The organism is Rhodovulum sp. YNF3179, assembly GCF_050586465.1.
Taxonomy (GTDB): domain Bacteria; phylum Pseudomonadota; class Alphaproteobacteria; order Rhodobacterales; family Rhodobacteraceae; genus CAJXYS01.
This window is the reverse complement of sequence record NZ_JBOCEG010000003.1, coordinates 243,302-264,163: the sequence shown is the minus strand read 5'-3', so window position 1 is coordinate 264,163 and position 20,862 is coordinate 243,302. Positions and strand designations below refer to the sequence as shown.

The 20,862-nt window shown below is 69.9% G+C and carries 23 protein-coding genes and 1 tRNA gene; 16 read left to right on the top strand and 8 right to left on the bottom strand.

Annotated elements, in window-relative coordinates:
• Window positions 1-307: 307 nt before the first annotated feature.
• Window positions 308-383, bottom strand: a tRNA-Thr gene (locus tag ACQ5SP_RS06655).
• 163 nt (window positions 384-546) lie between these two features.
• Here ACQ5SP_RS06655 and ACQ5SP_RS06650 point away from each other — a divergent pair.
• Entirely contained in the window at window positions 547-1,422 is an 876-nt protein-coding gene (locus tag ACQ5SP_RS06650) for a hypothetical protein (RefSeq protein WP_430937566.1), read from the top strand.
• 15 nt (window positions 1,423-1,437) lie between these two features.
• Here ACQ5SP_RS06650 and ACQ5SP_RS06645 read toward each other — a convergent pair whose 3' ends face one another.
• Window positions 1,438-1,701, bottom strand: a complete 264-nt coding sequence (locus tag ACQ5SP_RS06645; RefSeq protein WP_430937565.1) for a DUF2312 domain-containing protein — start codon at window positions 1,699-1,701, stop codon at window positions 1,438-1,440.
• A 117-nt stretch (window positions 1,702-1,818) separates the two neighbouring features.
• Between ACQ5SP_RS06645 and ACQ5SP_RS06640 the strand changes: the two genes are divergently transcribed.
• Entirely contained in the window at window positions 1,819-2,034 is a 216-nt protein-coding gene (locus ACQ5SP_RS06640) for a hypothetical protein (RefSeq protein ID WP_430937564.1), read from the top strand.
• A 7-nt stretch (window positions 2,035-2,041) separates the two neighbouring features.
• Here ACQ5SP_RS06640 and ACQ5SP_RS06635 read toward each other — a convergent pair whose 3' ends face one another.
• The 4 genes from ACQ5SP_RS06635 to ACQ5SP_RS06620 are packed head-to-tail and all read right to left on the bottom strand — an operon-like array spanning window position 2,042 to window position 6,041.
• Window positions 2,042-3,013: an alpha/beta hydrolase gene (locus ACQ5SP_RS06635; RefSeq protein ID WP_430937563.1), complete on the bottom strand. Its 972-nt coding sequence runs from the start codon at window positions 3,011-3,013 to the stop codon at window positions 2,042-2,044.
• Window positions 3,014-3,769, bottom strand: a complete 756-nt coding sequence (locus ACQ5SP_RS06630; RefSeq protein WP_430937562.1) for an alpha/beta fold hydrolase — start codon at window positions 3,767-3,769, stop codon at window positions 3,014-3,016.
• 49 nt (window positions 3,770-3,818) lie between these two features.
• Window positions 3,819-5,120 carry an MFS transporter gene (locus ACQ5SP_RS06625; protein ID WP_430937561.1) on the bottom strand — a complete coding sequence of 434 codons (1,302 nt, stop codon included), beginning with the start codon at window positions 5,118-5,120 and terminating at the stop codon, window positions 3,819-3,821.
• A 48-nt stretch (window positions 5,121-5,168) separates the two neighbouring features.
• On the bottom strand, window positions 5,169-6,041 hold the full coding sequence (locus ACQ5SP_RS06620; protein ID WP_430937560.1) for an RNA polymerase factor sigma-32: 873 nt from the start codon (window positions 6,039-6,041) through the stop codon (window positions 5,169-5,171).
• A gap of 98 nt (window positions 6,042-6,139) precedes the next feature.
• Here ACQ5SP_RS06620 and ACQ5SP_RS06615 point away from each other — a divergent pair, with 98 nt between their 5' ends.
• From ACQ5SP_RS06615 to ACQ5SP_RS06585, 7 genes are all read left to right on the top strand, one after another.
• A complete protein-coding gene (locus ACQ5SP_RS06615; RefSeq protein WP_430937559.1) occupies window positions 6,140-6,748 on the top strand; it encodes a MarR family winged helix-turn-helix transcriptional regulator in 609 nt (202 codons plus the stop codon).
• The gene (locus ACQ5SP_RS06610; RefSeq protein WP_430937558.1) at window positions 6,745-7,086 is read left to right on the top strand and encodes a hypothetical protein; all 342 of its coding nucleotides are present in this window, start codon (window positions 6,745-6,747) and stop codon (window positions 7,084-7,086) included. Before ACQ5SP_RS06615 ends, ACQ5SP_RS06610 begins: the two co-directional genes overlap by 4 nt.
• A 120-nt stretch (window positions 7,087-7,206) precedes the next feature.
• Complete coding sequence (gene thrS, locus ACQ5SP_RS06605; protein ID WP_430937557.1) at window positions 7,207-9,153, top strand: threonine--tRNA ligase; 1,947 nt, start codon at window positions 7,207-7,209, stop codon at window positions 9,151-9,153.
• A gap of 167 nt (window positions 9,154-9,320) precedes the next feature.
• The gene (gene infC, locus ACQ5SP_RS06600) at window positions 9,321-9,815 is read left to right on the top strand and encodes a translation initiation factor IF-3 (RefSeq protein WP_430937556.1); all 495 of its coding nucleotides are present in this window, start codon (window positions 9,321-9,323) and stop codon (window positions 9,813-9,815) included.
• A gap of 7 nt (window positions 9,816-9,822) precedes the next feature.
• Complete coding sequence (locus tag ACQ5SP_RS06595; RefSeq protein WP_430937555.1) at window positions 9,823-10,488, top strand: DUF938 domain-containing protein; 666 nt, start codon at window positions 9,823-9,825, stop codon at window positions 10,486-10,488.
• Window positions 10,489-10,576: 88 nt separating this feature from the next.
• Window positions 10,577-11,485, top strand: coding sequence for a DMT family transporter (locus tag ACQ5SP_RS06590; RefSeq protein ID WP_430937554.1), 909 nt, complete (start codon window positions 10,577-10,579; stop codon window positions 11,483-11,485).
• Window positions 11,482-12,402, top strand: a complete 921-nt coding sequence (locus ACQ5SP_RS06585) for a lysophospholipid acyltransferase family protein (protein ID WP_430937553.1) — start codon at window positions 11,482-11,484, stop codon at window positions 12,400-12,402. The genes ACQ5SP_RS06590 and ACQ5SP_RS06585 overlap by 4 nt, the downstream gene beginning before the upstream one ends.
• Here ACQ5SP_RS06585 and ACQ5SP_RS06580 read toward each other — a convergent pair.
• Both ACQ5SP_RS06580 and acnA read right to left on the bottom strand, forming a co-directional pair.
• Complete coding sequence (locus ACQ5SP_RS06580) at window positions 12,354-13,052, bottom strand: DUF1223 domain-containing protein (RefSeq protein WP_430937552.1); 699 nt, start codon at window positions 13,050-13,052, stop codon at window positions 12,354-12,356. The genes ACQ5SP_RS06585 and ACQ5SP_RS06580 overlap by 49 nt on opposite strands.
• 148 nt (window positions 13,053-13,200) lie before the next feature.
• A complete protein-coding gene (acnA, locus tag ACQ5SP_RS06575; protein WP_430937551.1) occupies window positions 13,201-15,951 on the bottom strand; it encodes an aconitate hydratase AcnA in 2,751 nt (916 codons plus the stop codon).
• Window positions 15,952-16,179: 228 nt separating this feature from the next.
• Between acnA and ccmA the strand changes: the two genes are divergently transcribed.
• The 7 genes from ccmA (at window position 16,180) to ACQ5SP_RS06540 (ending at window position 20,818) form a co-directional block, all read left to right on the top strand.
• A complete protein-coding gene (gene ccmA / locus ACQ5SP_RS06570) occupies window positions 16,180-16,815 on the top strand; it encodes a heme ABC exporter ATP-binding protein CcmA (protein WP_430937550.1) in 636 nt (211 codons plus the stop codon).
• Window positions 16,812-17,468 carry a heme exporter protein CcmB gene (gene ccmB, locus ACQ5SP_RS06565; RefSeq protein ID WP_430937549.1) on the top strand — a complete coding sequence of 219 codons (657 nt, stop codon included), beginning with the start codon at window positions 16,812-16,814 and terminating at the stop codon, window positions 17,466-17,468. Before ccmA ends, ccmB begins: the two co-directional genes overlap by 4 nt.
• A gap of 58 nt (window positions 17,469-17,526) precedes the next feature.
• Complete coding sequence (locus ACQ5SP_RS06560; RefSeq protein ID WP_430937548.1) at window positions 17,527-18,255, top strand: heme ABC transporter permease; 729 nt, start codon at window positions 17,527-17,529, stop codon at window positions 18,253-18,255.
• A complete protein-coding gene (gene ccmD, locus ACQ5SP_RS06555) occupies window positions 18,252-18,410 on the top strand; it encodes a heme exporter protein CcmD (protein WP_430937547.1) in 159 nt (52 codons plus the stop codon). The genes ACQ5SP_RS06560 and ccmD overlap by 4 nt, the downstream gene beginning before the upstream one ends.
• Complete coding sequence (locus ACQ5SP_RS06550; RefSeq protein WP_430937546.1) at window positions 18,403-18,954, top strand: DsbE family thiol:disulfide interchange protein; 552 nt, start codon at window positions 18,403-18,405, stop codon at window positions 18,952-18,954. The genes ccmD and ACQ5SP_RS06550 overlap by 8 nt, the downstream gene beginning before the upstream one ends.
• Window positions 18,955-19,012: 58 nt before the next feature.
• Window positions 19,013-20,056 carry a dihydroorotase gene (gene pyrC / locus ACQ5SP_RS06545; RefSeq protein WP_430937545.1) on the top strand — a complete coding sequence of 348 codons (1,044 nt, stop codon included), beginning with the start codon at window positions 19,013-19,015 and terminating at the stop codon, window positions 20,054-20,056.
• Between the two features lie 81 nt (window positions 20,057-20,137).
• Window positions 20,138-20,818 (top strand): orotate phosphoribosyltransferase, encoded by a 681-nt coding sequence (locus ACQ5SP_RS06540; RefSeq protein ID WP_430937544.1) that lies wholly within the window; start codon window positions 20,138-20,140, stop codon window positions 20,816-20,818.
• Window positions 20,819-20,862 lie beyond the last annotated feature (44 nt).

Here is a 20,862-nt window from a genome sequence, read left to right as displayed (position 1 = left end):
CGCCGCCCTGACCTAGCCGCGCCGTCCCGCGCGCCTGGCACATCGGCTGACTTCCCGCCCTCGGCCACCGGATCACCACCCTGGCGCCGGCCACCCCCCGGCCGCCGCCGGGATCCGCGCGGCTCAAGCACCGCGACTCGCGTGTGCTCGGCTAGGTTTTTTTTGGGGCTATGCCACTCGCGTTCACCGCGGCTTGTGGATCTCAAGAACGCGGTGACAAAAACAGTGACAAGGCCACAAACAGCCACATTCAGAAGGCTATTTGTCTGAAATTTATTAACTACGATTCTGTTTTTTCTGATTTTTTTGGTGCCCCCAGAGAGACTCGAACTCCCGACCCTCTGATTACAAATCAGATGCTCTACCAGCTGAGCTATAGGGGCGCCGCGAGTGATTTAGCCTGCCGCGGGGGGCCACGCAAGGGACGAGGCGGCCCGCGGCCCCGCGGCGCGGCCGGGGCGCGGCGGCGGCGAATCCGGTTTAACCCCGCGGAAATCCATCTATAGTTCGATCCGCGTATTGGTTTGAGTTCGTGTTCGGTGCCCCATGCAGATCGTCTTCCACCTCGGCGCCCATGTCACCGACGAGGCGCGCGCGCAGAAGGCGCTGCGCAAGAACGCCGCCCGTCTCGCCGACCAGGGCATCGCCGTGCCCCGCCCCGAGGAATTTCGCGCGCCCCTGGCCGAGGCGCTGCGCGCCCTGCAGGCCGGCGCCGAGGCGCAGGCGGTGGAGGATGCGCTGCTCTCCGCCCTGCTGGGCGGGACGGAGGCGACGCGGCTCGTGATCTCGGTCGACTCGCTGCTCTGCCCGGCCGACCAGGTGCTGGGCAAGGATCGGCTCTATCCCATGGCCGGCCCGCGGACGGCCCGGCTCGCCGCACTGTTTCCCGGCCACCGGGTCGAGTTCCATATCGGCCTGCGCAATCCCGCGACCTTCCTGCCCGCGCTTCACCGCCGGGCCGGCGGCGGCGGCTTCGCGGATTTTCTCGCCGACGCCGACCTGCAGCGCCTGCGCTGGTCGGACGTGCTGCGCCGCATCGCCGAGGCCACCCCCGCGGCGCGGCTCGTCGCCTGGGCGAACGAGGATACGCCCTTCATCTGGCCAATGCTGCTGCGTTCGCTCTCGGCCTATCGCGGCGAGACGCCGCTCGACGGCGGCGATGCCCTGATCGCCGGCCTGCTGACCGAGGACGGCATGGCCCGGATGACCGCCTACCTGGACAGTCATCCGCCGCGGACCGAGACGCAGCGCCGCCGGATCCTCGGCGCCTTCCTCGAGAAATTCGCCCGGCCGGGCGTGGTCGAGATGGATCTCGGCGACACCGGCTGGACCACGGCGGAGGTCGAGCAGATGACGCAGGCCTACGAACTCGACCTCGTCGAGATCGAGCGGATGTCCCACGTCACCTTTCTCGCGCCCTGACCCGGACCGCGCGGCTCACATGCCGAGCGCTTCCTTGTACAACTCCAGCACGGCCTCTTCCTCGCTGACCTCCTGGGGATCCTTCTTGCGCAGCGCCACCACCTTGCGCAGCACCTTGGTGTCGTAGCCGCGCGACTTGGCCTCGGCCATCACTTCCTTCTGCTGGTCGGCGATGTCCTTCTTCTCGGCCTCGAGCCGCTCGAAGCGTTCCACGAAAGAGCGAAGCTCCTCTCTTGTGACGCGGGTGGTGTCGCTGATGTGATCGTCTGCTTCGGTCATGCCTGCCCGTCCTCCGGTTCGTTCCGGCCCATCTCCTAGTGCCTCGCCCCGCCCCCCGCAAGGCCGCGCTTGCACGCCGCGCGACGCTTCGCTAAGGCGGCGCAAACGGAGGCTCCGATGGAATGGTTGGTCTATGCCGGCACGGTGCTGGCGCTCCTGGGTCTGGCGGGACTCGTCTGGTGCATCGTCAAGGTCGCGAAGGCCCGCCGCGCCGGGCTCTCCGACGCCGAGCTGCGCGCGCGGCTGCAGAGCGTCGTGGCGCTGAACCTCGGCGCGCTCGCCGTCTCGGCGCTGGGCCTGATGCTGGTGGTGGCCGGGCTGTTCCTGGCCTGAACGCCGCTCAGAGCCCGCGCGCGAAATCGAGGATTCGCGCGGTGACCGGCGCCGTCCGGCCGGGGCTCAGGATATCGCCCGCGACGAGATGCGCCGCGGGATCGTCGCCCGGCCCCATCTCGACCGGCGCCAGCACAGCCGGCCCGCCCCAGCGCGCGGCGGCGGCGCGGGTGGCGGCGGCGTCCACGATCTCGTCGGCGTCGGAAAAGAGAAACAGCGCCGGGGTGGTGACCGCCGAGACGTCGCGCCGCCGGGCCTCGGCCACGGCGGTGGCCATGGGCACCAGCGCGGTCACGGGATAGCGCGTCGTCCAGTAGCGCTCATGGCGGGGGCCGCGCGGCTCGAAGCCGCGGGTCCGGCCCGCCACGAGCGGCAGCCAGGCCCGCGCGAAGGGCAGCGTCAGCAGCCGCGCGCGGCGGTCCACGAGCCCGAAATTCGGCGAGACGAAGACGATCGCCCCGAGATCACGCGCCAGGTCCGGCTCGGTCGCGGCGAGCGCGGCCAGCGTGCCGCCCGTCGAGGTCCCGATGACGAGCACCCGCTCGCCGATGCGCCGGCCGATCTCCATCGCCTCGGCGAGGTCATGCCACCAGTCGGCCATCCGGGCCTGTCCCAGCGCCGCGCCGCCCTGCCCGTGCCCGGCCAGTCGCGCGAAGTAGAGATTGGCGCCGAGCCCCGCGGCCACCCGGTCGGGGACCGGGCGCAGTTCCTCGGCGGTGGCCGAAAAGCCGTGCAGGTAGATCACCGCCCAGTCCGTGCGCGCGCCCGCCTCACCCGCCCAGGCGATGCGTTTCTCGGCCTCGGCGATGACCAGCCCGGCCTCCGCCTCGGCGGCGGCCAGATAGGCGGCCGGGTCGGGCCCGATGGCGGACGGGTCAAAGCTCATGGGCCGCTCCGCCGGCATGCGCGGCCCGAACGCCGCCAGCCCCAGCACCGCCAGGGCCAGCGCGGCCAACAGTCCCGCGCCCCGGCGGCGCATCTACCCGGCACGCTCCAGCACCTCGGCGATGGCCGCCTCGATGGCGGCCAGGCAGTCCGGGGTCGAGAACCGGTGATCCGCGCCCTTGACCAGCGTCAGCCGGATATCGTCGCCCGCGGCATGTTCCAGCAGCCGCAGCGCGACCGACACGTCCACGTCCGCGTCCGCCGTGCCCTGCAACAGCCGCACCGGGACCGGCAAGGTGAGCGGGGCGCGCAGCACCAAGTGATCGCGCCCGTCCTCGATCAGGCGGCGGGTGATGACATAGGGCGCGTCGGAATAGTCGGAGGGCAGCTCGACGCGGCCCGTCTCCGTCAGCGCGGTGCGCTGGGCCGCGGTGAAGCCGGCCCACATGCCATCCTCGGTGAAATCGGGCGCGGCGGCGATGCCGACGAGGCCCGCGACCTTGTCCGGCATGGCGCGGGCCGCAAGCAGCGCGATCCAGCCGCCCATCGACGAGCCGACCAGGACCTGGGGGCCCACCGTCAGGGCACGGATCGCCGCGACGGCGTCCGCGGCCCAGTCGCCGATACAGCCGTCGAGGAAATCCTCCGACGACTGGCCGTGACCGGAATAGTCGAAGCGCAGGAAGGCCCGGCCGGTCGCCCGCGCCCAGGCCTCGAGATGGATGGCCTTGGTGCCCTCCATGTCCGAGCGGAACCCGCCCAGGAACACCACGCCGGGGCCGCGGCCCTCGGTGACGTGGTAGGCGATCCGCCGCCCGCTGTCGGTGTCGAGATAGCTCGGTTCGCTCATGCGCGCCTCCTCTTGCCCTGCCCCCAGAAAGCGCAGCCGGCGCGCGAGGTCAATCCGCCTGCACCTCGTCTAGCCCCAGCGCCAGCGCACCGCCCGCGGCGCTCAGCGCCACGAAGAGCCAGACCGCCGCCGCCGGCCCGGCGAGCGCGGCCAGCGCGCCAACGAGGCCGCCAGCCAGCAGCAGCAGCCCGATCACCGTGTTGGCCAGCGCCGTATAGGCCGCGCGCCGGTCGCCGGGCGCCATGTCCACCAGATGCGTGGCGCGCCCCAGCCGCACGCCCTGGTAGGCGATCATCAGGGCGAAAAGCGCCACGGGCAGCGCCCAGCTCGTGCCGCTCAGGCCGGCCGCCGACACGCCGAGCGCCAGCAGCAGCGCGGCCGCCCCGAGCCCGCCCGCGGCGGCCAGAACCAGCCGCGAGGATCGGTCGGCCAGCCGCCCCCAGACATAGCTCGAGACGAGCCCGGCCAGCGCCGAGGCCAGCACCAGCGCGCCAAGCGCCTCGAAGACGCCGCCCGCCCCGGCGCCGAGCATCACCAGGTAGGGCGGCGCGAGCGCGGTCGCGACCAGGCAGCCGCGCACCAGGATGAAGCGGCGCAACTGCGGGTCGTCGCGCAGGTAGGCGAGATGCGAGAGCGCCACGCGCGCGGCATTGCGCCCGCCCTCGGTGGCGCCCGCCTCCTCGGCCAGGGTCGCGAAGACGAGCCCCGCGAGGATCCAGGCGATGCCGGCCAGCCCGAGGCCGGCGAAGACCAGGACGCCGCGCTCCACCAGGCCGCTCATCAGCAGCAATGCGAAGATCACCACGCTTGCCGCCGCGGCCGAGCTGGCCAGGCCCGTTGCGGTGCCGCGCCGTGCCTTGTCGACGGTCTTGCCCAGCACGTCCTTGTAGGACACCGAGGCAAAGCTGCGCGCCACCGCCAGCACGGCCAGCGCGGCGACGATCGCGGCCCCGGCCGCCGCCCCGGACAGCGTCAGCCCCGCCGCGAGGATCGCCAGCGCGGCCGCGCCCTGCACGAGGCTCGCCCCCGCCCAGACCCATTTCCGACGCGGCAAACGGCGAATCCAGCCCGCGGTGAACAGCTGCGGCAGCAGCGCGCCGGCCTCGCGCACCGGCACCAGCAGCCCGACGAAGATCGCCGGGGCGCCCAGCGTGGTCAGCAGCCAGCTCAGCACCAGCTTGGGGTCGATCAGCCCGTCGGCGGACTTGGTCAGCGTCAGGGCGGCGGCGTGGCGCAGGAAGCTGCCCGGCTGCGCACGGCAGGCGTCCGGGCTCAATTCACGGCAGGCGCGGCCGTCATCCTCGGCGGTCAGGGCGGCGAAGGCCGCGTCAACGCTGGGTCGGTATTGCATGCGCCCCAAGCTATTCGCCCGGGCCCGCATGTCCAGCGGGTCGCCGCGTCAGGCGGCGCGGCTCTCGCCCGCGGCCGGGATCATCGCTTCCCGGAGCCGCTGGAGCGCGCGTTCCTCCAGCTGGCGGATGCGTTCCTTGGACACCCCCATCTCGGCGCCGAGATCGGTCAGGGTTCTCGGGTCGTCGCGCAGCCGGCGTTCGATCACGATGCGGCGTTCGCGTTCCGGCAGGGCCAGGATCGCGTCCTTGAGATGGGCGCGGATCTTGCGATCGTGCTGGCGCCCGATCACGGTCTCGGCGGGCTCCGGGCCGTCATCGACGAGAAGCTCGACCCATTCCCGCGCGCCCTCCTCGGTCGACTGCGGCGCGTTGAGCGACTGGTCCGGCCCGGCCATGTGGCCGAGCATCTGCTCGACCTGGGCGCGGCCGACGCCCAGCTCCTCGGAAATGCCGTCGATCAGCGCCTCGGAGGTCAGGTCCTCGCCGCGGGCGGCGGCCGCGGTCTCGAGCCCCGCGCGCACCCGGCGCAGGTTGAAGAAGAGCGTTTTCTGCGCCGCGGTCGCCCCCATCCGCACGATGGACCAGTTCCGCATCAGGTAATCCTGGATCGACGCCTTGATCCACCAGGCGGCATAGGTCGAAAACCGCACGCCGCGATCCGGGTCGAATTTCTCGGCCGCCTTCATCAGCCCGAGATTCGCCTGCTGGACGAGGTCCTCGACGGGCACCTGGTAGCGCTGCGCCTTGCGCGCCGAGGCGATGGCAAGCCGCGAATAGGCGTTGACGAGCCGATGCAGCGCGGCCTCGTCGCCATGGTCGCGCCAGGCCCGGGCGAGCGCGGCCTCGGTCTCGGCATCGAGCAGCTCACGCGCCATGGCCTGCCTGTTGAAGGCGCGATCCGACCCGACAAGCTCTCGCATGGTTTCCTCCGCCAAGACAGTCAAAGTGGTTTCGAGTCGAAACTATTTCTCCGGCGGGTTCCTTGTCAAGCTAGTATCGGGTCGCTACTATCCCGGCCATGACAACCGCGACGACCGCCGATCTCTGTGCCGAGCTGATCCTCCATCTCGGGCGTCTGGGCCAGCAGGCGCCGGGGGCCGCGCGGCTGACCCCGGCGCAATGGACGGCGCTGCGCTTCTTCGCGCGGGCCAACCGCTTCTCGCGCACGCCCTCGGCCTTCTCGAGTTTTCACGCCACCACCCGGGGCACCGCCTCGCAGACGGTCAAGTCGCTGGTCTCCGCGGGCTACCTGACCCGCAAGCCGAGCGAGACCGACGGGCGCAGCAGCCTTTTCGAGCTGACCGAGGCCGGGCGCGACATGCTGGCCGCGGACCCGCTCAAGACGCTGTCGGCGGCGCTCGAACGGATGCCGGAAGGCGAACGCGCCGCGCTGGACCAGGGGCTGCGCGACCTGCTGGCGCAGGTGGCGCTGGATCGCGGCGCCGAGACCTTCGGAACCTGCGGCGACTGCCGGTTCCTCGACCGCGAGGCGCCCGGCGCGGGAACACGCTGGGTGTGCAGCTGCACCGCCGCCGGGCTGATCTCGGACGATTTCGACAAGCTCTGCGTGAATTTCGCCCCCGCCACCGCCGAGCCCGACGAGGCCGGCACGACGCCGGCGCGATGACCGGTGCCGGGCTGTCGCTGCAGCTTCGCGCGCATCTGCTGACACTGTCCCCGGCCGATCCCCTGCCGAGCTACGCCGCGCTGGCCACGGCGCTGGCGCTGACCCCGCCGGGACGCATCGCGCAGGTGACCGGCGCGCTCGAGGCCAGCATGGCCCAGGACGCCGCCGCGGGGCGCCCGTTCATCGCCGCGCTGGTCACCGGGCGCGGCGGACGCCCCGGCCGCGGGTTCTTCGAGACGGCGCGCGCGCATGGCCGCGGCCCCGGCCCCGGCGAAAGCGCGGATGACTGGCTGGCCGCCGAGATCGCCCGCGCCCGCGCCCATTACCTGCGCGGCTGAGCCGCCGGGCGCTGCACATCCCTTTTCCACGTTGACTTCGCCGCGCAGCCGGCGCATGACGGGCCCCGACCCGCAACCGGGCGTTCCGTAGGCGCCAAACCGACGAGGAGGCACAGGCCGATGGCCGATATTTCCCTGACGTTTCCCGATGGCAATGCGCGCAGCTACCCCAGGGGCGTGACCCCCGCGGAGGTGGCGGCGAGCATCTCCAACTCGCTGGCCAAGAAAGCGATCTCGGCCTCGGTGGATGGCAGCCACTGGGACCTGAAATGGCCGATCGAGGCCGACGCGAACATCACGCTTCACACCATGAAGGACGACGGCCCGGCGCTGGAGCTGATCCGCCACGACCTGGCCCATATCATGGCCCGCGCCGTGCAGGAGATCTGGCCCGAGGTGCGCGTGACCATCGGTCCCGTCATCGAGAACGGCTGGTATTACGACTTCGACCGCGAAGAGCCCTTCACGCCCGAGGATCTCGGCGTGATCGAGGCGAAGATGAAGGAAATCATCAACCGCCGCGATCCCGTCACCACCGAGATCTGGGAACGCGACCGCGCGATCCGCTACTACGAGGCCAATAACGAGCCCTACAAGGTCGAGCTGGTCGAGGCGATCCCCGGCGACGAGCCGGTCCGGATGTACTGGCACGGCCACTGGCAGGATCTCTGCCGGGGGCCGCACCTGCAGCACACCGGCCAGGTGCCCGCCGACGCCTTCAAGCTGATGAAGGTGGCCGGGGCCTACTGGCGCGGCGACAGCACCCGCCAGATGCTGCAGCGGATCTACGGCGTCGGCTTCAAGAACCGCGAGGACCTGAAGGCCTACCTGACCTTCCTCGAGGAGGCCGAGAAGCGCGACCATCGCAGGCTCGGCCGCGAGATGGAACTCTTCCACATGCAGGAAGAGGCCCCGGGCATGGTGTTCTGGCACCCGAACGGCTGGACCGTCTACACCGAGCTGCGCGACTACATGCGCCGGGCGCAGCGCCGCGGCGGCTATGTCGAGGTCAACACGCCCCAGGTGGTGGACCGCAAGCTCTGGGAACGGTCCGGACACTGGGACAAGTACCAGGAGCACATGTTCATCGTCGAGGTTGAGGAAGAGCATGCGCAGGAAAAGCGCATGAACGCGCTCAAGCCGATGAATTGCCCCTGTCACGTGCAGATCTACAACCACGGGCTCAAGAGCTACCGCGACCTGCCGCTGCGCATGGCCGAGTTCGGCTCCTGCAACCGCTACGAGCCCTCGGGCGCGTTGCACGGCCTGATGCGGGTGCGCGGCTTCGTGCAGGACGACGCGCATATCTTCTGCGAGGAGCGTCAGATCGAGAGCGAGACCAAGCGCTTCATCGACATGCTCGCCGAGGTCTACCGCGACCTGGGCTTCGAAAGCTTCCGGGTGAAGTTCTCGGACCGCCCCGAGACCCGCGCCGGCTCCGACGAGGTGTGGGACAAGGCCGAGCGCGCGCTGATGGCCGCGACCGAGGCCGCCGGCTACAGCTTCGAGCTGAACCCCGGCGAAGGCGCCTTCTACGGGCCGAAGCTGGAATTCGTGCTGACCGACGCCATTGGCCGCGACTGGCAATGCGGCACGTTGCAGGTGGATTTCGTGCTGCCCGAACGGCTCGACGCGACCTATGTCGGCGAGGACGGCGCCAAGCATCGCCCGGTCATGCTGCACCGCGCGATCCTCGGCAGCTTCGAGCGGTTCCTCGGCATCCTGATCGAGAACTTCGCCGGGCGCCTACCCTTCTGGCTCGCGCCGCGGCAGGTCGTCGTGGCCTCCATCGTCTCGGACGCCGACCCCTTCGTGCTGGAGGCCGTCGAGGCGCTGAAGGCCGCGGGCATCCGCGCCGAGGCCGACGTGCGCAACGAGAAGATCAACTACAAGGTGCGCGAGCATTCCGTCGGCAAGGTGCCGGTGATCCTCGCCATCGGCCAGCGCGAGGTCGAGGACCGCACCGTTTCGATGCGCCGGCTGGGCGAGAAGGGATCGCGCGTGATCACGCTCGACGAGGCGGTGACGCAGCTGGCCGCCGAGGCCCGGGCGCCCGACATGCCCTGACGACCGCAGAGACGGGACCGCCGCCGGCCCGGCCCGGCGGCGGAAACAGCTTGATCGCCCAAGGGGCGCTGTCTATTTTCGACATTTGACCGAAGCAGAAAGAAGGAGCGAAACCCATAGCCCGCAGACCACACAACGCGCCGCCGACGCGCGACACCGGCCCCCGCGTGAACAACCGCATCCGGGTCAGTGAAATCCGTCTCATCGGTCCCGAAGGTGAAAATCTCGGCGTCTCGACGCCCGAGGAAGGCATGCGCATCGCCACGGAGGCCGGACTGGATCTGGTGGAGATTTCTCCGAACGCCAATCCGCCCGTCTGCAAGGTCATGGATTTCGGCAAGTTCAAGTACGAACAGCAAAAGCGTGAATCCGAGGCCAAGAAGAAGCAGAAGGTCATCGACGTCAAGGAAGTGAAATTCCGGCCGAACACCGACACGCATGACTACATGGTCAAGCTGAAGAACGTGCAGCGCTTCCTGGAAAAGGGCGACAAGGTCAAGGTCACGCTGCGCTTCCGCGGCCGCGAGATGGCCCACCAGCAACTCGGCCGCGAGCTTCTGGAACGCGTGGCCGAAGACGTCAAGGAGCTCGGCAAGGTCGAGAACATGCCGAAAATGGAAGGGCGGCAGATGATCATGATGATCGGCCCGCTCAAGACCTGACACGGCCGTGACGCGCCCGACCACCGAGCACAGCGCGCGCTACCGCGACGCGCTTGTGGACGGGCGCCTCCACTCCCCGACATTCGAACGCAACGCCGGGCCCGTGATCGACGGGCTCGCGCCCTATCTCGCGGGGCTCTCGGGCCATGCGCTCGAGATCGGCTCGGGGCCCGGACGCCATGTCTGCGCCTTCGCCCGCGCCTTCCCCGGCCTCGCCTGGACGCCCTCGGATCCCGACCCGGTGCACAGGACCAGCATCGCCGCCTGGGCCGCGCACGAGGCGGCCCCGGTGGCCGCGCCGCTCGATCTCGACGCGGCCGGGGACTGGGCCGCGCGCGGCGACGTCGCCGCGCTGGCCCCGTTGCGGCTCGTGATCGCGATGAACGTGATCCACATCGCCCCCTTCGCCGTGGCCGAGGGACTCGTCGCGGGCGCGGGCCGGGCGCTGGCCCCGGGCGGGTATCTCGCCTTTTACGGGCCCTTCCGCGAGAACGGTGCGCATACCGGCGACGGCAACCGGATCTTCGACGCGCGGCTCCGCGCCGACAATCCCGACTGGGGGCTGCGCGACACCGCCGAGATCACCGACGCCGCCCGCACCGCCAGGCTGGAACCGGCGGCGCTGCTGGCGATGCCGGCCAACAACCGGATCCTGCTTTTCCGCAAGTCCTGAAAGCGATTGCCGCGCCACGGGCCACGCCCTAGAACGGCGCCATGACCGACGCGCCAGCCAGAACCCGGCCCCCCGCGGGGGCGCGCCGATGACCCGTTTCGCGCGGCTCGCGCCCAATGCGCAGGGCATCCTGCTGGCCATCGGCGCGATCTTCTTCTTCACGCTGATGGACGCCACTGCCAAGGGCCTGACGGCCCGCTACGACACGCTGCAGGTCGTCTGGGCGCGCTATACCGGCCAGACGGTGATCGTGCTGGCGCTGCTGGCGCCGCGGCTGCGCGCCGTCGCCCGGACCCGCTATCCGGGGATGCAGTTCCTGCGATCCTGCTTTCAGTTCGGTGCGACGCTCTGCTTCTTCCTGAGCCTCGCCCATATCGGGCTGGCCGAGGCCACGGCGGTGATGGATCTGAACCCGGTTCTGATCACGCTGGGCGCGGCGATCTTCCTGGGCGAGCGGATCGGGCTGCGCCGCGCGCTCGGCATCGGCGCCGCGCTGGCCGGCTCGATGCTGATCATCCGCCCCGGCACCGACGTTTTTTCCGTCTACGCTTTGCTGCCGCTTTGTGCGGCGGCGTTCTACGCGGCCTACGCGATCTCAACCCGCGCGGTCGGACGCGATGAAAGCGTCTGGACCTCGCTGCTCTACACCGCGCTGGTCGGCACGGCGCTGACCTCGGTCGCGTTGCCGGCCGTCTGGGTGACGCCGGCCGCGGGCGATGCCGCGTTCTTTCTTCTGCTGGGCGTCCTCGGCGGCGCGGCGCAGCTTCTGCTGATCCGCGCGCTCTCGGTGGCCGAGGCCGGGGTCGTCGCGCCCTTCGGCTACGTGGGGCTACTCTTCGCCGCGATCTGGGGCATGGCCTTCTTCGGCGAGTATCCCGACCGCTGGACGATCATGGGCGCGCTTGTGATCGTGGCAGCCGGGCTCTATGTCTGGCACCGCGAAACACGGGCCGTGGCCAGCGCCCGGCCCGGCCCCGGCAAGGACGACGCGGCATGAAGACCCCCCGCAACCGGATCGCGGACCGGTCGACCGACCTAGCGCTCAGGGCGATGATCCGCCTGGCGCTGCTGCTGCCCTATCGCTGGCGGGTCCCGCTCTTCGGCTGGGTGGCGGCGCATCTGGTGGCCCCGCTCGCCGGGTATCGCCGCCGCATCCGTGCCAATCTCGCCCATGTGCTGCCCGACCTGCCCGAGGCCGAGATCCGGCGGCTCTGCCGCGAGGTGCCGGACAATGTCGGGCGCACGGTGATCGAGTTCTACTCGATCGAGGCGTTCGCAGAGCGCATGCGGTCGACCGTGATCCGCGGGCCGGGGCTGGCCGCGCTGCAGGCCGCACAGGCGGCCGGCAAGCCCGCTATCCTCGTCTCGGGGCATTTCGGCAATTACCAGGCGGTGCGCGTCGCGCTCCGCGAACGGGGCTGGACGGTGGCCGGGCTCTACCGGCCGATGAACAATCCCTATTTCAACCGCCACTACGTCGAGACGACCGCGCAGCTCGGCAAGCCGCTCTTCGCGCGGGACCGCCGCGGTATGGCGGGGCTGGTGAAGCATCTGCGCGAGGGCGGCGTCACCGGCATCCTGATCGACCAGTTTTTCGGACAGGGCGCCGACGTGACCTTCTTCGGCAAGACCGCGCCCACGGCGACCTCGGTCGCGGAAATGGCGCTCAAGTACGACGCGGCGCTGATCCCGGCCTACGGGATCCGCCAGCCCGACGGCATCTCCATCGAGATCGCGCTGGAAGAGCCGATCGCGCATACCGACGCGGTCACCATGACCCAGGCCTGCAACGACAGCCTCGAGGCCCAGGTGTGGCGGCACATGGGCCAGTGGTTCTGGGTGCACCGCCGCTGGAAGCCGCACCGTCAGCGCAGGCGTGCCGCCCCGAGTATCCGCCCCACCCCGTCGGATTGAACGATCACCGCGCAGGGCGTGTCGGCGTCCATCTCCACGCTGGCCGTCCAGACGCCCCGGCCGTTCCAGGACTCCAGCCTGTCCCAAGCCGTCACGATGTTGGAATAGAGCAGCGTGCGCCCGGCATTCTCGCCGCGGGTGATCTCGACCCGCTTGGCCGGGTCGTAGCGCACCAGCTGGATCACCGCGCCGCCCGGCAGCGCGGCGTCGGCCGTCACGCGGATGTCGAGCATGTCGCCCCGCCGCGCCATCTCGACGGCCACCGGCGCGGGCCGGGTCTGCAAGCGGGCGATCGCCTCGGCGACCTCGTCGGGGCGGTTGCCGATCACATGGGCGGTGCCCTGCACGATCATCTGGGGGGTGTAGACCGTCTTGGTGCCTGCCGCCCGCGCATAGGCCTTCTGCCGCTTGGTGAAGCGCGGATCGGCAAAGCGATCCTTCCAGCCGATGTAGTCCCAGTAGTCCACGTGCAGCGCCAGCGCGATCACGTCGTCGCGCGCGGCCAGCTCGGTCAGCAGCGCATCCGCCGGCGGGCAGGACGAACAGCCCTGCGAGGTGAAAAGCTCCACCACCACGGGACGGTCCGCGGCCCGGAGCGGCCCCGCGGCAAGGGTCAGGACGAGGATGGAAAGGGTCAGGATCTGGCGCATGGCGGCTCGCTTGTTTCGCGTGTCCACTGGTTTTAGGGCAGCGGACCGGGGAACGCCAATCAAGCCTTTGCGAGAGCCCCGCGATCAGCACCGTGGTCGCGCGACGGGATCGGCCCGCACCCGGGGGTGCGGGCCGCGCTGTCTTGGGTCAGGATGCCTTGGCGAGGTTGCGCAGCACGTAGTGCAGCACGCCGCCGTTGCGGACGTATTCGATCTCCACCTCGGTATCGATCCGGCATTTGAGCGTGATCTCGCGGCTGGTGCCGTCGGCATGGGTGATGGTGCAGGGCACCTCGGCCTGCGGCTTCAGATCGCCCGAGAGTCCCTGGATCGCCACCGTCTCGTCGCCCTTGAGGCCAAGCGTCTTGCGGGTGTCGCCGCCGGTGAATTCGAAGGGGATGACCCCCATGCCCACCAGGTTCGAGCGGTGGATGCGCTCGAAGTTCTCGGCGACCACCGCCTTGACGCCCAGAAGGTTCGTGCCCTTGGCCGCCCAGTCGCGCGAGGAGCCCGCCCCGTACTGCTCGCCGGCGAAGATGACCAGCGGCGTGCCCTCGGCCTGGTAGGCCATGGCGGCGTCGAAGATCGTCGTCTTCTGGCCGTCGGGGCCAAGCGTGTAGCCCCCCTCGACGCCGTCGAGCATCTCGTTCTTGATGCGGATATTGGCGAAGGTGCCGCGCATCATGACCTCGTGGTTGCCGCGGCGCGAGCCGTAGGAGTTGAAGTCGCGCGGCGCGACCTGGCGGTCGGTCAGGTAGGTCCCGGCCGGGGTATCGGGCTTGAAGGAGCCCGCCGGCGAGATGTGGTCGGTGGTGACCATGTCGCCCAGCACGGCCAGAACGCGTGCGCCCTCGATGTCGTCGATGGTGCCGGCCTCGGGGGACATGCCCTGGAAATAGGGCGGGTTCTGCACATAGGTCGAGGCCGCGGGCCAGTCATAGGTCAGGCCCTCGGACGTCTCGACCGATTGCCACTTGTCATCGCCCTTGAAGACGTCGGCGTATTTCGAGCGGAACGCCTCGCGGGTGACGGTGCGGTCGACGAGATCCTTGATCTCCTTCAGGCTCGGCCAGACGTCTTTCATGTAGACGTCGTTGCCGTTCCTGTCCTGCCCGATCGGGTCGCGGGTCAGGTCGATGTTCATGTCGCCGGCCAGCGCGTAGACCACCACCAGCGGCGGCGAGGCCAGGTAGTTGGCGCGCACGTCGGGGCTGATGCGGCCCTCGAAGTTGCGGTTGCCCGACAGCACCGAGACCGCGACCAGGTCGTTGTCGTGGATGGTCTTGGAGATCTCTTCCTGCAGCGGGCCGGAATTGCCGATGCAGGTGGTGCAGCCGTAGCCGACGAGGTTGAAGCCGATGGCGTCGAGGTCGTCCTGCAACCCGGCGGCCTCGAGATACTCGGACACCACCTGGCTGCCCGGCGCGAGCGAGGTCTTGACCCAGGGCTTGCGGGTCAGGCCCAGCGCGCGTGCCTTCTGGGCCACCAGCCCCGCACCGATCATCACGTAGGGGTTCGAGGTGTTGGTGCAGGAGGTGATCGAGGCGATCACCACCGAGCCGTCGCGCAGCTCGTAATCCTCGCCCTCGACCTTGGCGGATTTGCGCGGATCGACCAGCGCATCGGGGGCCGGCCCCTCGGCGGCCATGTCGTTGGCGGCCACGCCCTCGTCCTCGCCGCGATACTCGGCCACGACGTTGAAGAAGCTCTGCGCGGATGCGGTGAGCGGCGTGTGATCCTGCGGACGCTTCGGCCCCGAGACCGCCGGCACGACGTCGCCCATGTCGAGATGCAGCGCATCCGTGTAGACCGGGTCGTAATCGCCGTCGCGCCACAGGCCGTTGGCCTTGGCATAGGCCTCGACCAGCGCGATGCGGTCCTTGTCGCGGCCGGTCTGCTCGAGATAGCGCAGCGTCTCGTCGTCGATCGGGAAGAAGCCGCAGGTCGCCCCGTATTCGGGCGCCATGTTGGCGATGGTCGCGCGGTCGGCCAGCGGCAGGTGATCGAGCCCGTCGCCGTAGAATTCCACGAACTTGCCGACCACGCCCTTCTCGCGCAGCATCTGCACGACCTTGAGCACGAGATCGGTCGCGGTGGTGCCTTCGACCATCGCGCCGGTCAGGCGGAAGCCGACGACCTCGGGGATCAGCATCGAGATCGGCTGGCCCAGCATCGCGGCCTCGGCCTCGATGCCGCCGACGCCCCAGCCGAGCACGGCCAGGCCGTTGATCATCGTGGTGTGGCTGTCGGTGCCCACCAGCGTGTCGGGATAGGCGACCTCGTTGCCGTCCTGGTCGGTGTCCGTCCAGACCGTCTGGCCCAGGTATTCCAGGTTCACCTGGTGGCAGATGCCCGTGCCCGGCGGCACGACGCGGAAATTGTCGAAGGCGCCCTGCCCCCATTTCAGGAACTGGTAGCGTTCCATGTTCCGCTCGTATTCGCGATCCACGTTCATCTGGAAGGCGCGCGGATTGCCGAACTCGTCGATCATCACCGAGTGGTCGATCACCAGGTCGACCGGGTTCAGCGGGTTGATCTTGGTGGCGTCGCCGCCGAGGTTCACGATCCCGTCGCGCATCGCGGCCAGGTCCACCACGGCGGGCACGCCGGTGAAGTCCTGCATCAGCACGCGCGCCGGGCGGTAGGCGATCTCGCGCGGGTTGCGCCCGCCCTTCTCCACCCAGTCCGAGAAGGCGCGGATGTCGTCGACATGGACGGTCTTGCCGTCCTCGAAGCGCAGCATGTTCTCCAGCACGACCTTGAGGCTGGCGGGCAGCTGGGCGAAATTGCCGAGCCCGGCCTCTTCGGCGGCATGGATCGAGTAATAGGAAAAGCTCTTGCCACCCGCGGTCAGCGTCCTGCGGGTGTTCTTGGAGTCATGTCCGACGGTGATGGTCATCCCGGGCCTCCTGGATGTGACTGGCTAGCGGCGGTTCCCTTGACGTCCTCTTGCCCGATGGCAGGCGGTCACGCAAGGAGTCGCCGCTTATGTATACAATTGTGCACCGCCAATCCAGCCCCTTTTGCACCCGCGCGCCCCGGCGCGGCCGGCCGCCGGCTGCGGCAGCGCCCCGCAGGCCCGCGCTTCGCGCTTTTCGGGGGCGCGCGGATCGGCTAGACCCGCCCCATGGAGATGCGCGCAACAGACCTGGCCTGCCGCCGCGGCGACGTGACCGTGATCGAGGGGGTGAGTTTCACCCTGCCGGCCGGGCGCTGCCTGATCCTGCGCGGCCCCAACGGGTCGGGCAAGACGACGCTCCTGCGCACGCTGGCCGGGCTGGTGCCGCCCGCGGCCGGGCAGCTCGACGTGCCGCCCGACAGCGTGGTCTATGCCGGCCATGCCGACGGGCTGAAGGCCCAGCTGACCGTGGCCGAGAACCTGGCCTTCTGGGCTGCGGTCTACGGCACCGGCTCGACCGCTCGCGCCATCGCGGCCTTCGCGCTGGACGGCCTGCGCGACCGCCCGGCGCAGTATCTCTCGGCCGGGCAGAAGCGCCGGCTCGGACTGGCGCGGCTCCTGGTGACCGACCGCGCGATCTGGGCGCTGGACGAGCCCACGGTCTCGCTCGACGCGGCCACGGTCGCCAGCTTCGCGCAGGTCGTCGCGGATCACTGCGCGGCCGGCGGCAGCGCGGTCATCGCCACCCATATCGATCTCGGCATCGCGGATGCCGAGGTGCTGGACATCGGCGCCTTCCGCGCGGCGCCGGGGCGCGAGGGCTCGCCCTTCCTCGACGACAGCTTCGACGAGGCCCGCGCATGATCGCGCTGCTGCGCCGCGACCTCGCGCTCGCCTTCCGGTCGGGCGGCGGATTCGGGCTCTCGCTCGCCTTCTTCCTGATCGTGGTCACGCTGGTTCCCTTCGGCGTCGGGCCGGAAACCGGGACCCTGGCCGTGATCGCACCCGGCATCCTCTGGGTGGGCGCGCTCCTGGCCTGCCTGCTCTCGCTCGACCGGATCTTCCAGCTCGACTACGAGGACGGCTCGCTCGACCTGCTGGCCACCGCGCCGCTGCCGCTCGAGGGCATCGTCGCGGTGAAGGGCGTGGCGCACTGGCTCGTCACCGGGCTGCCGCTGACGCTCGCCGCGCCGGTGCTGGGGCTGCTTCTCAGCCTGCCGGGGCCGGCCTATGGCTGGCTGATGGTGAGCCTGCTCGCCGGCACGCCGGCGCTGTCGTTTCTCGGCACCTTCGGCGCGGCCCTGACCGTGGGGCTCAAGCGCGGCGGACTGCTGCTCTCGCTGCTGGTGCTGCCGCTCTACATTCCGACGCTGATCTTCGGCGCCGAAACCGTGCGCCGCGCGGCCGAGGGACTTTCGCCCGCGACCCCGGCGCTGCTGCTCACCGGTGTCAGCGCCGCGGTGCTGGCGCTGATCCCCTATGCCGCGGCGGCCGCCGTGCGCATCAACCTGAAGTGATCCCCTGCGACCGCGCGGCGCTTTGCCGCCCGCGCCTGACCGGCTTAGAAAGGGAACCATGTCGATCTGGGAATACGCAAACCCCGTCCGGTTCATCCAGACCACCGACCGCATCCTGCCCTGGGTGACGGGCGCGACGGTCGTGGCGCTGATCGTGGGGCTGTTCTGGGGCTTCTTCCTGACGCCCGACGATTACCGACAGGGCTCCACCGTGAAGATCATCTACCTGCACGTGCCCTCCGCGCTGATGGCGATCAACGCCTGGCTGATGATGCTGGTGACCTCGATCATCTGGATCGTGCGCCGCCACCACGTCTCGGCGCTGGCGGCCAAGGCCGCCGCGCCGGTGGGCGTGACGATGACGCTGATCGCGCTGCTGACCGGCGCGATCTGGGGCCAGCCGATGTGGGGCACCTGGTGGGCCTGGGACCCGCGGCTGACCTCCTTCCTGATCCTGTTCATCTTCTATCTCGGCTACATGGCGCTCTGGTCGGCGATCGAGAACCCGGACACCGCCGCCGACCTGACCTCGGTGCTCTGCATCGTGGGCTCGGTCTTCGCCGTGCTCTCGCGCTACGCGGTGAACTTCTGGAACCAGGGGCTGCACCAGGGCGCGACGCTCTCGCTCGACAAGGAAGAGAACATCGCGGACGTGTTCTACTACCCGCTTCTGTTCTGCATCGCCGGTTTCGTGCTCCTGTTCGTGGCGCTGGTGCTGCTCCGGACCCGCACCGAGATCCGCGCCCGCCGGATTTCCGCCCTGCTCGCCCGGGAGGCCCGCGCATGATGCCGGATCTCGGGAAATACGCGGTCGAGGTGCTCTCGGCCTATGCCGTCTCGATCCTTCTGATCGTCGGGATCGTGGCGCTGTCGCTGGCCCGCTCGGCCCGCATCCGCCGCCAGCTCCGCGAGATCGAGGAAAGGCGCCGCGCCGATGGCTGAGAAATCCGGTCTTTCGCCGCTGCTCTTCCTGCCGCCGCTGCTGTTCGTCGGCCTGGCGGCGCTGTTCTTCCTCGGGCTCAACCGCGAGAACCCCGACGCGCTGCCGACCGCGCTCGCCGGCAAGCCGGCCCCGGCCGTGATGATCGAGCCGCTCGGCGAAGGCGCCCAACTCACCGACGCGATGATCCGCGCGCCCGGCGTCAAGCTGGTGAATTTCTGGGCCAGCTGGTGCGCGCCCTGCCGGGTGGAACATCCCAACCTCGAGGAACTCGCCGCCGGCGGCCTGACGATCTACGGGGTCAACTACAAGGACAAGCCGCGCCAGGCGCTGGGCTTCCTCGACGAGCTCGGCGATCCCTACGCCGCGCTCGGGGCCGATCCCGCGGGCCGCATGGCCATCGAATGGGGCGTCTACGGCGTGCCCGAGACCTTCGTCGTGGACGGCAACGGCCGCATCATCGCGCGGGTCGCCGGGCCGGTCACGGACCGCGCGCTCGAGACCACGCTGCGTCCCGCGATCGCCGAGGCCCGCGCGCCGGAGTGAGGCGCTGGCCAAAACCCGCGCGCTGGTGTATCGCCGCCCCAAGCCAGAGGAGCGCCCCATGACCACCACGCTGACCCTCCGCCGCCCGGACGACTGGCACCTGCACCTGCGCGACGGCGCCATGCTCGAGGGCGTCCTGCCCGAGAGCGCGCGCCACTTCGCCCGCGCCATCATCATGCCGAACCTCGTGCCCCCCGTGGTCACCGCCAGGGATGCCGCCGCCTATCGCGACCGCATCCTGGCCGCCCTGCCCGCGGGGATGGATTTCACGCCGCTGATGACGCTCTACCTGACCGAAGAGACCGATCCCGCCGACGTCGCCGCCGCCCACGCCGCGGGCCTCGTGACGGCGGTGAAGCTCTACCCGGCGGGCGCGACCACCAATTCCGCCTCCGGGGTGCGCGATTTCGACAAGGTGCAGGGCGTGCTCGACAGGATGGCCGAGATCGGCCTGCCGCTCTGCGTCCATGGCGAGGTGACCGATGCCGAGATCGACATCTTCGACCGCGAGGCCGTCTTCATCGACCGCGTGCTCGACCCGATCCGGCGGGCCACGCCGGGGCTGCGCGTGGTGATGGAACACATCACCACCCGCGACGGAATCGACTACGTGCGCCAGGGCGGGCCCGATATCGGCGGCACCATCACCACCCATCACCTGGTCATAAACCGCAACCACATCCTGGTGGGCGGGATCAAGCCGCATTACTACTGCCTGCCGGTCGCCAAGCGCGAGGAACACCGCCTGGCGCTCAGGGCGGCCGCGACCTCGGGCGAGGCCAGCTTCTTCCTCGGCACCGACAGCGCCCCGCATCCCGACGACGCCAAGGAATCGGCCTGTGGCTGCGCGGGCTGCTTCACCGCCACCAACACGCTGTCGATCCTCGCCCGGGTCTTCGAGGAGGAGGGCGCGCTCGACCGGCTCGAGGCCTTCGCCAGCCTGAACGGCCCGGCCTTCTACCGCCTGCCCCCCAATGACGGGACGATCACGCTCGAAAAGGACGCCGCGCCGGTCGCCTACCCCGCCCGGATCGAGACCGGGGCCGGGCCGGTCACCGTCTTCGACCCGGGCATGCCGCTCCACTGGCGGGTGCGCCCCTGATCTTCACCGTTCCGTAAATATCCCCGCCGGAGGCACGATCCGCCGCGCAGCGGCATCCCCGGCCAGCCGAGAGAGACACCGATGATCCCCTCCGCCTTTCCCGACAAGACCGAGATCGCCCGTCTGACCGCGCGGATGCTGCTGGAAATCGAGGCGGTGCATTTCAACGCCGAAACACCCTTCACCCTGGCCTCCGGCCTGCCCTCGCCCACCTATATCGACTGTCGCAAGCTGATCTCCTTCCCGCGCATCCGCTCCGTGCTGATGGATTTCATGGCCGTGACCGTGATGCGCGAGGCCGGCTTCGAGGCCTTCGACAACGTCGCCGGCGGCGAGACCGCCGGCATTCCCTTCGCCGCGCTTGTGGCCGAACGCCTCGGCCTGCCGATGAGCTATGTGCGCAAGAAACCCAAGGGCTACGGGCGCAACGCCCGGATCGAGGGCGCCATGTCCGCGGGGTCGCGGGTGCTGCTGGTGGAGGATCTGACCACCGACGGCGGCTCGAAACTGTCCTTCGTGGACGCGATCCGAGAAACCGGCGCCAGCTGCGGGCACACGGCGGTGATCTTCTATTACGGCATCTTCCCCGAGACAGAGCAGACGCTCGGCGATCACGGCGTGCAGCTCCATCATCTCTGCACCTGGTGGGACGTGCTGGCCGAGGCTCGCGCCGCGGGCGCCTTCGACGCCGGGACGCTGCGCGAGGTCGAGTCGTTCCTGCAGGCCCCCCGCGCCTGGCAGGAGGCCCGCCAGCGCGGCTGAGCTTTCCCGGCACAGAAATATTTCGTTTCCAGGATTGGCCTTGC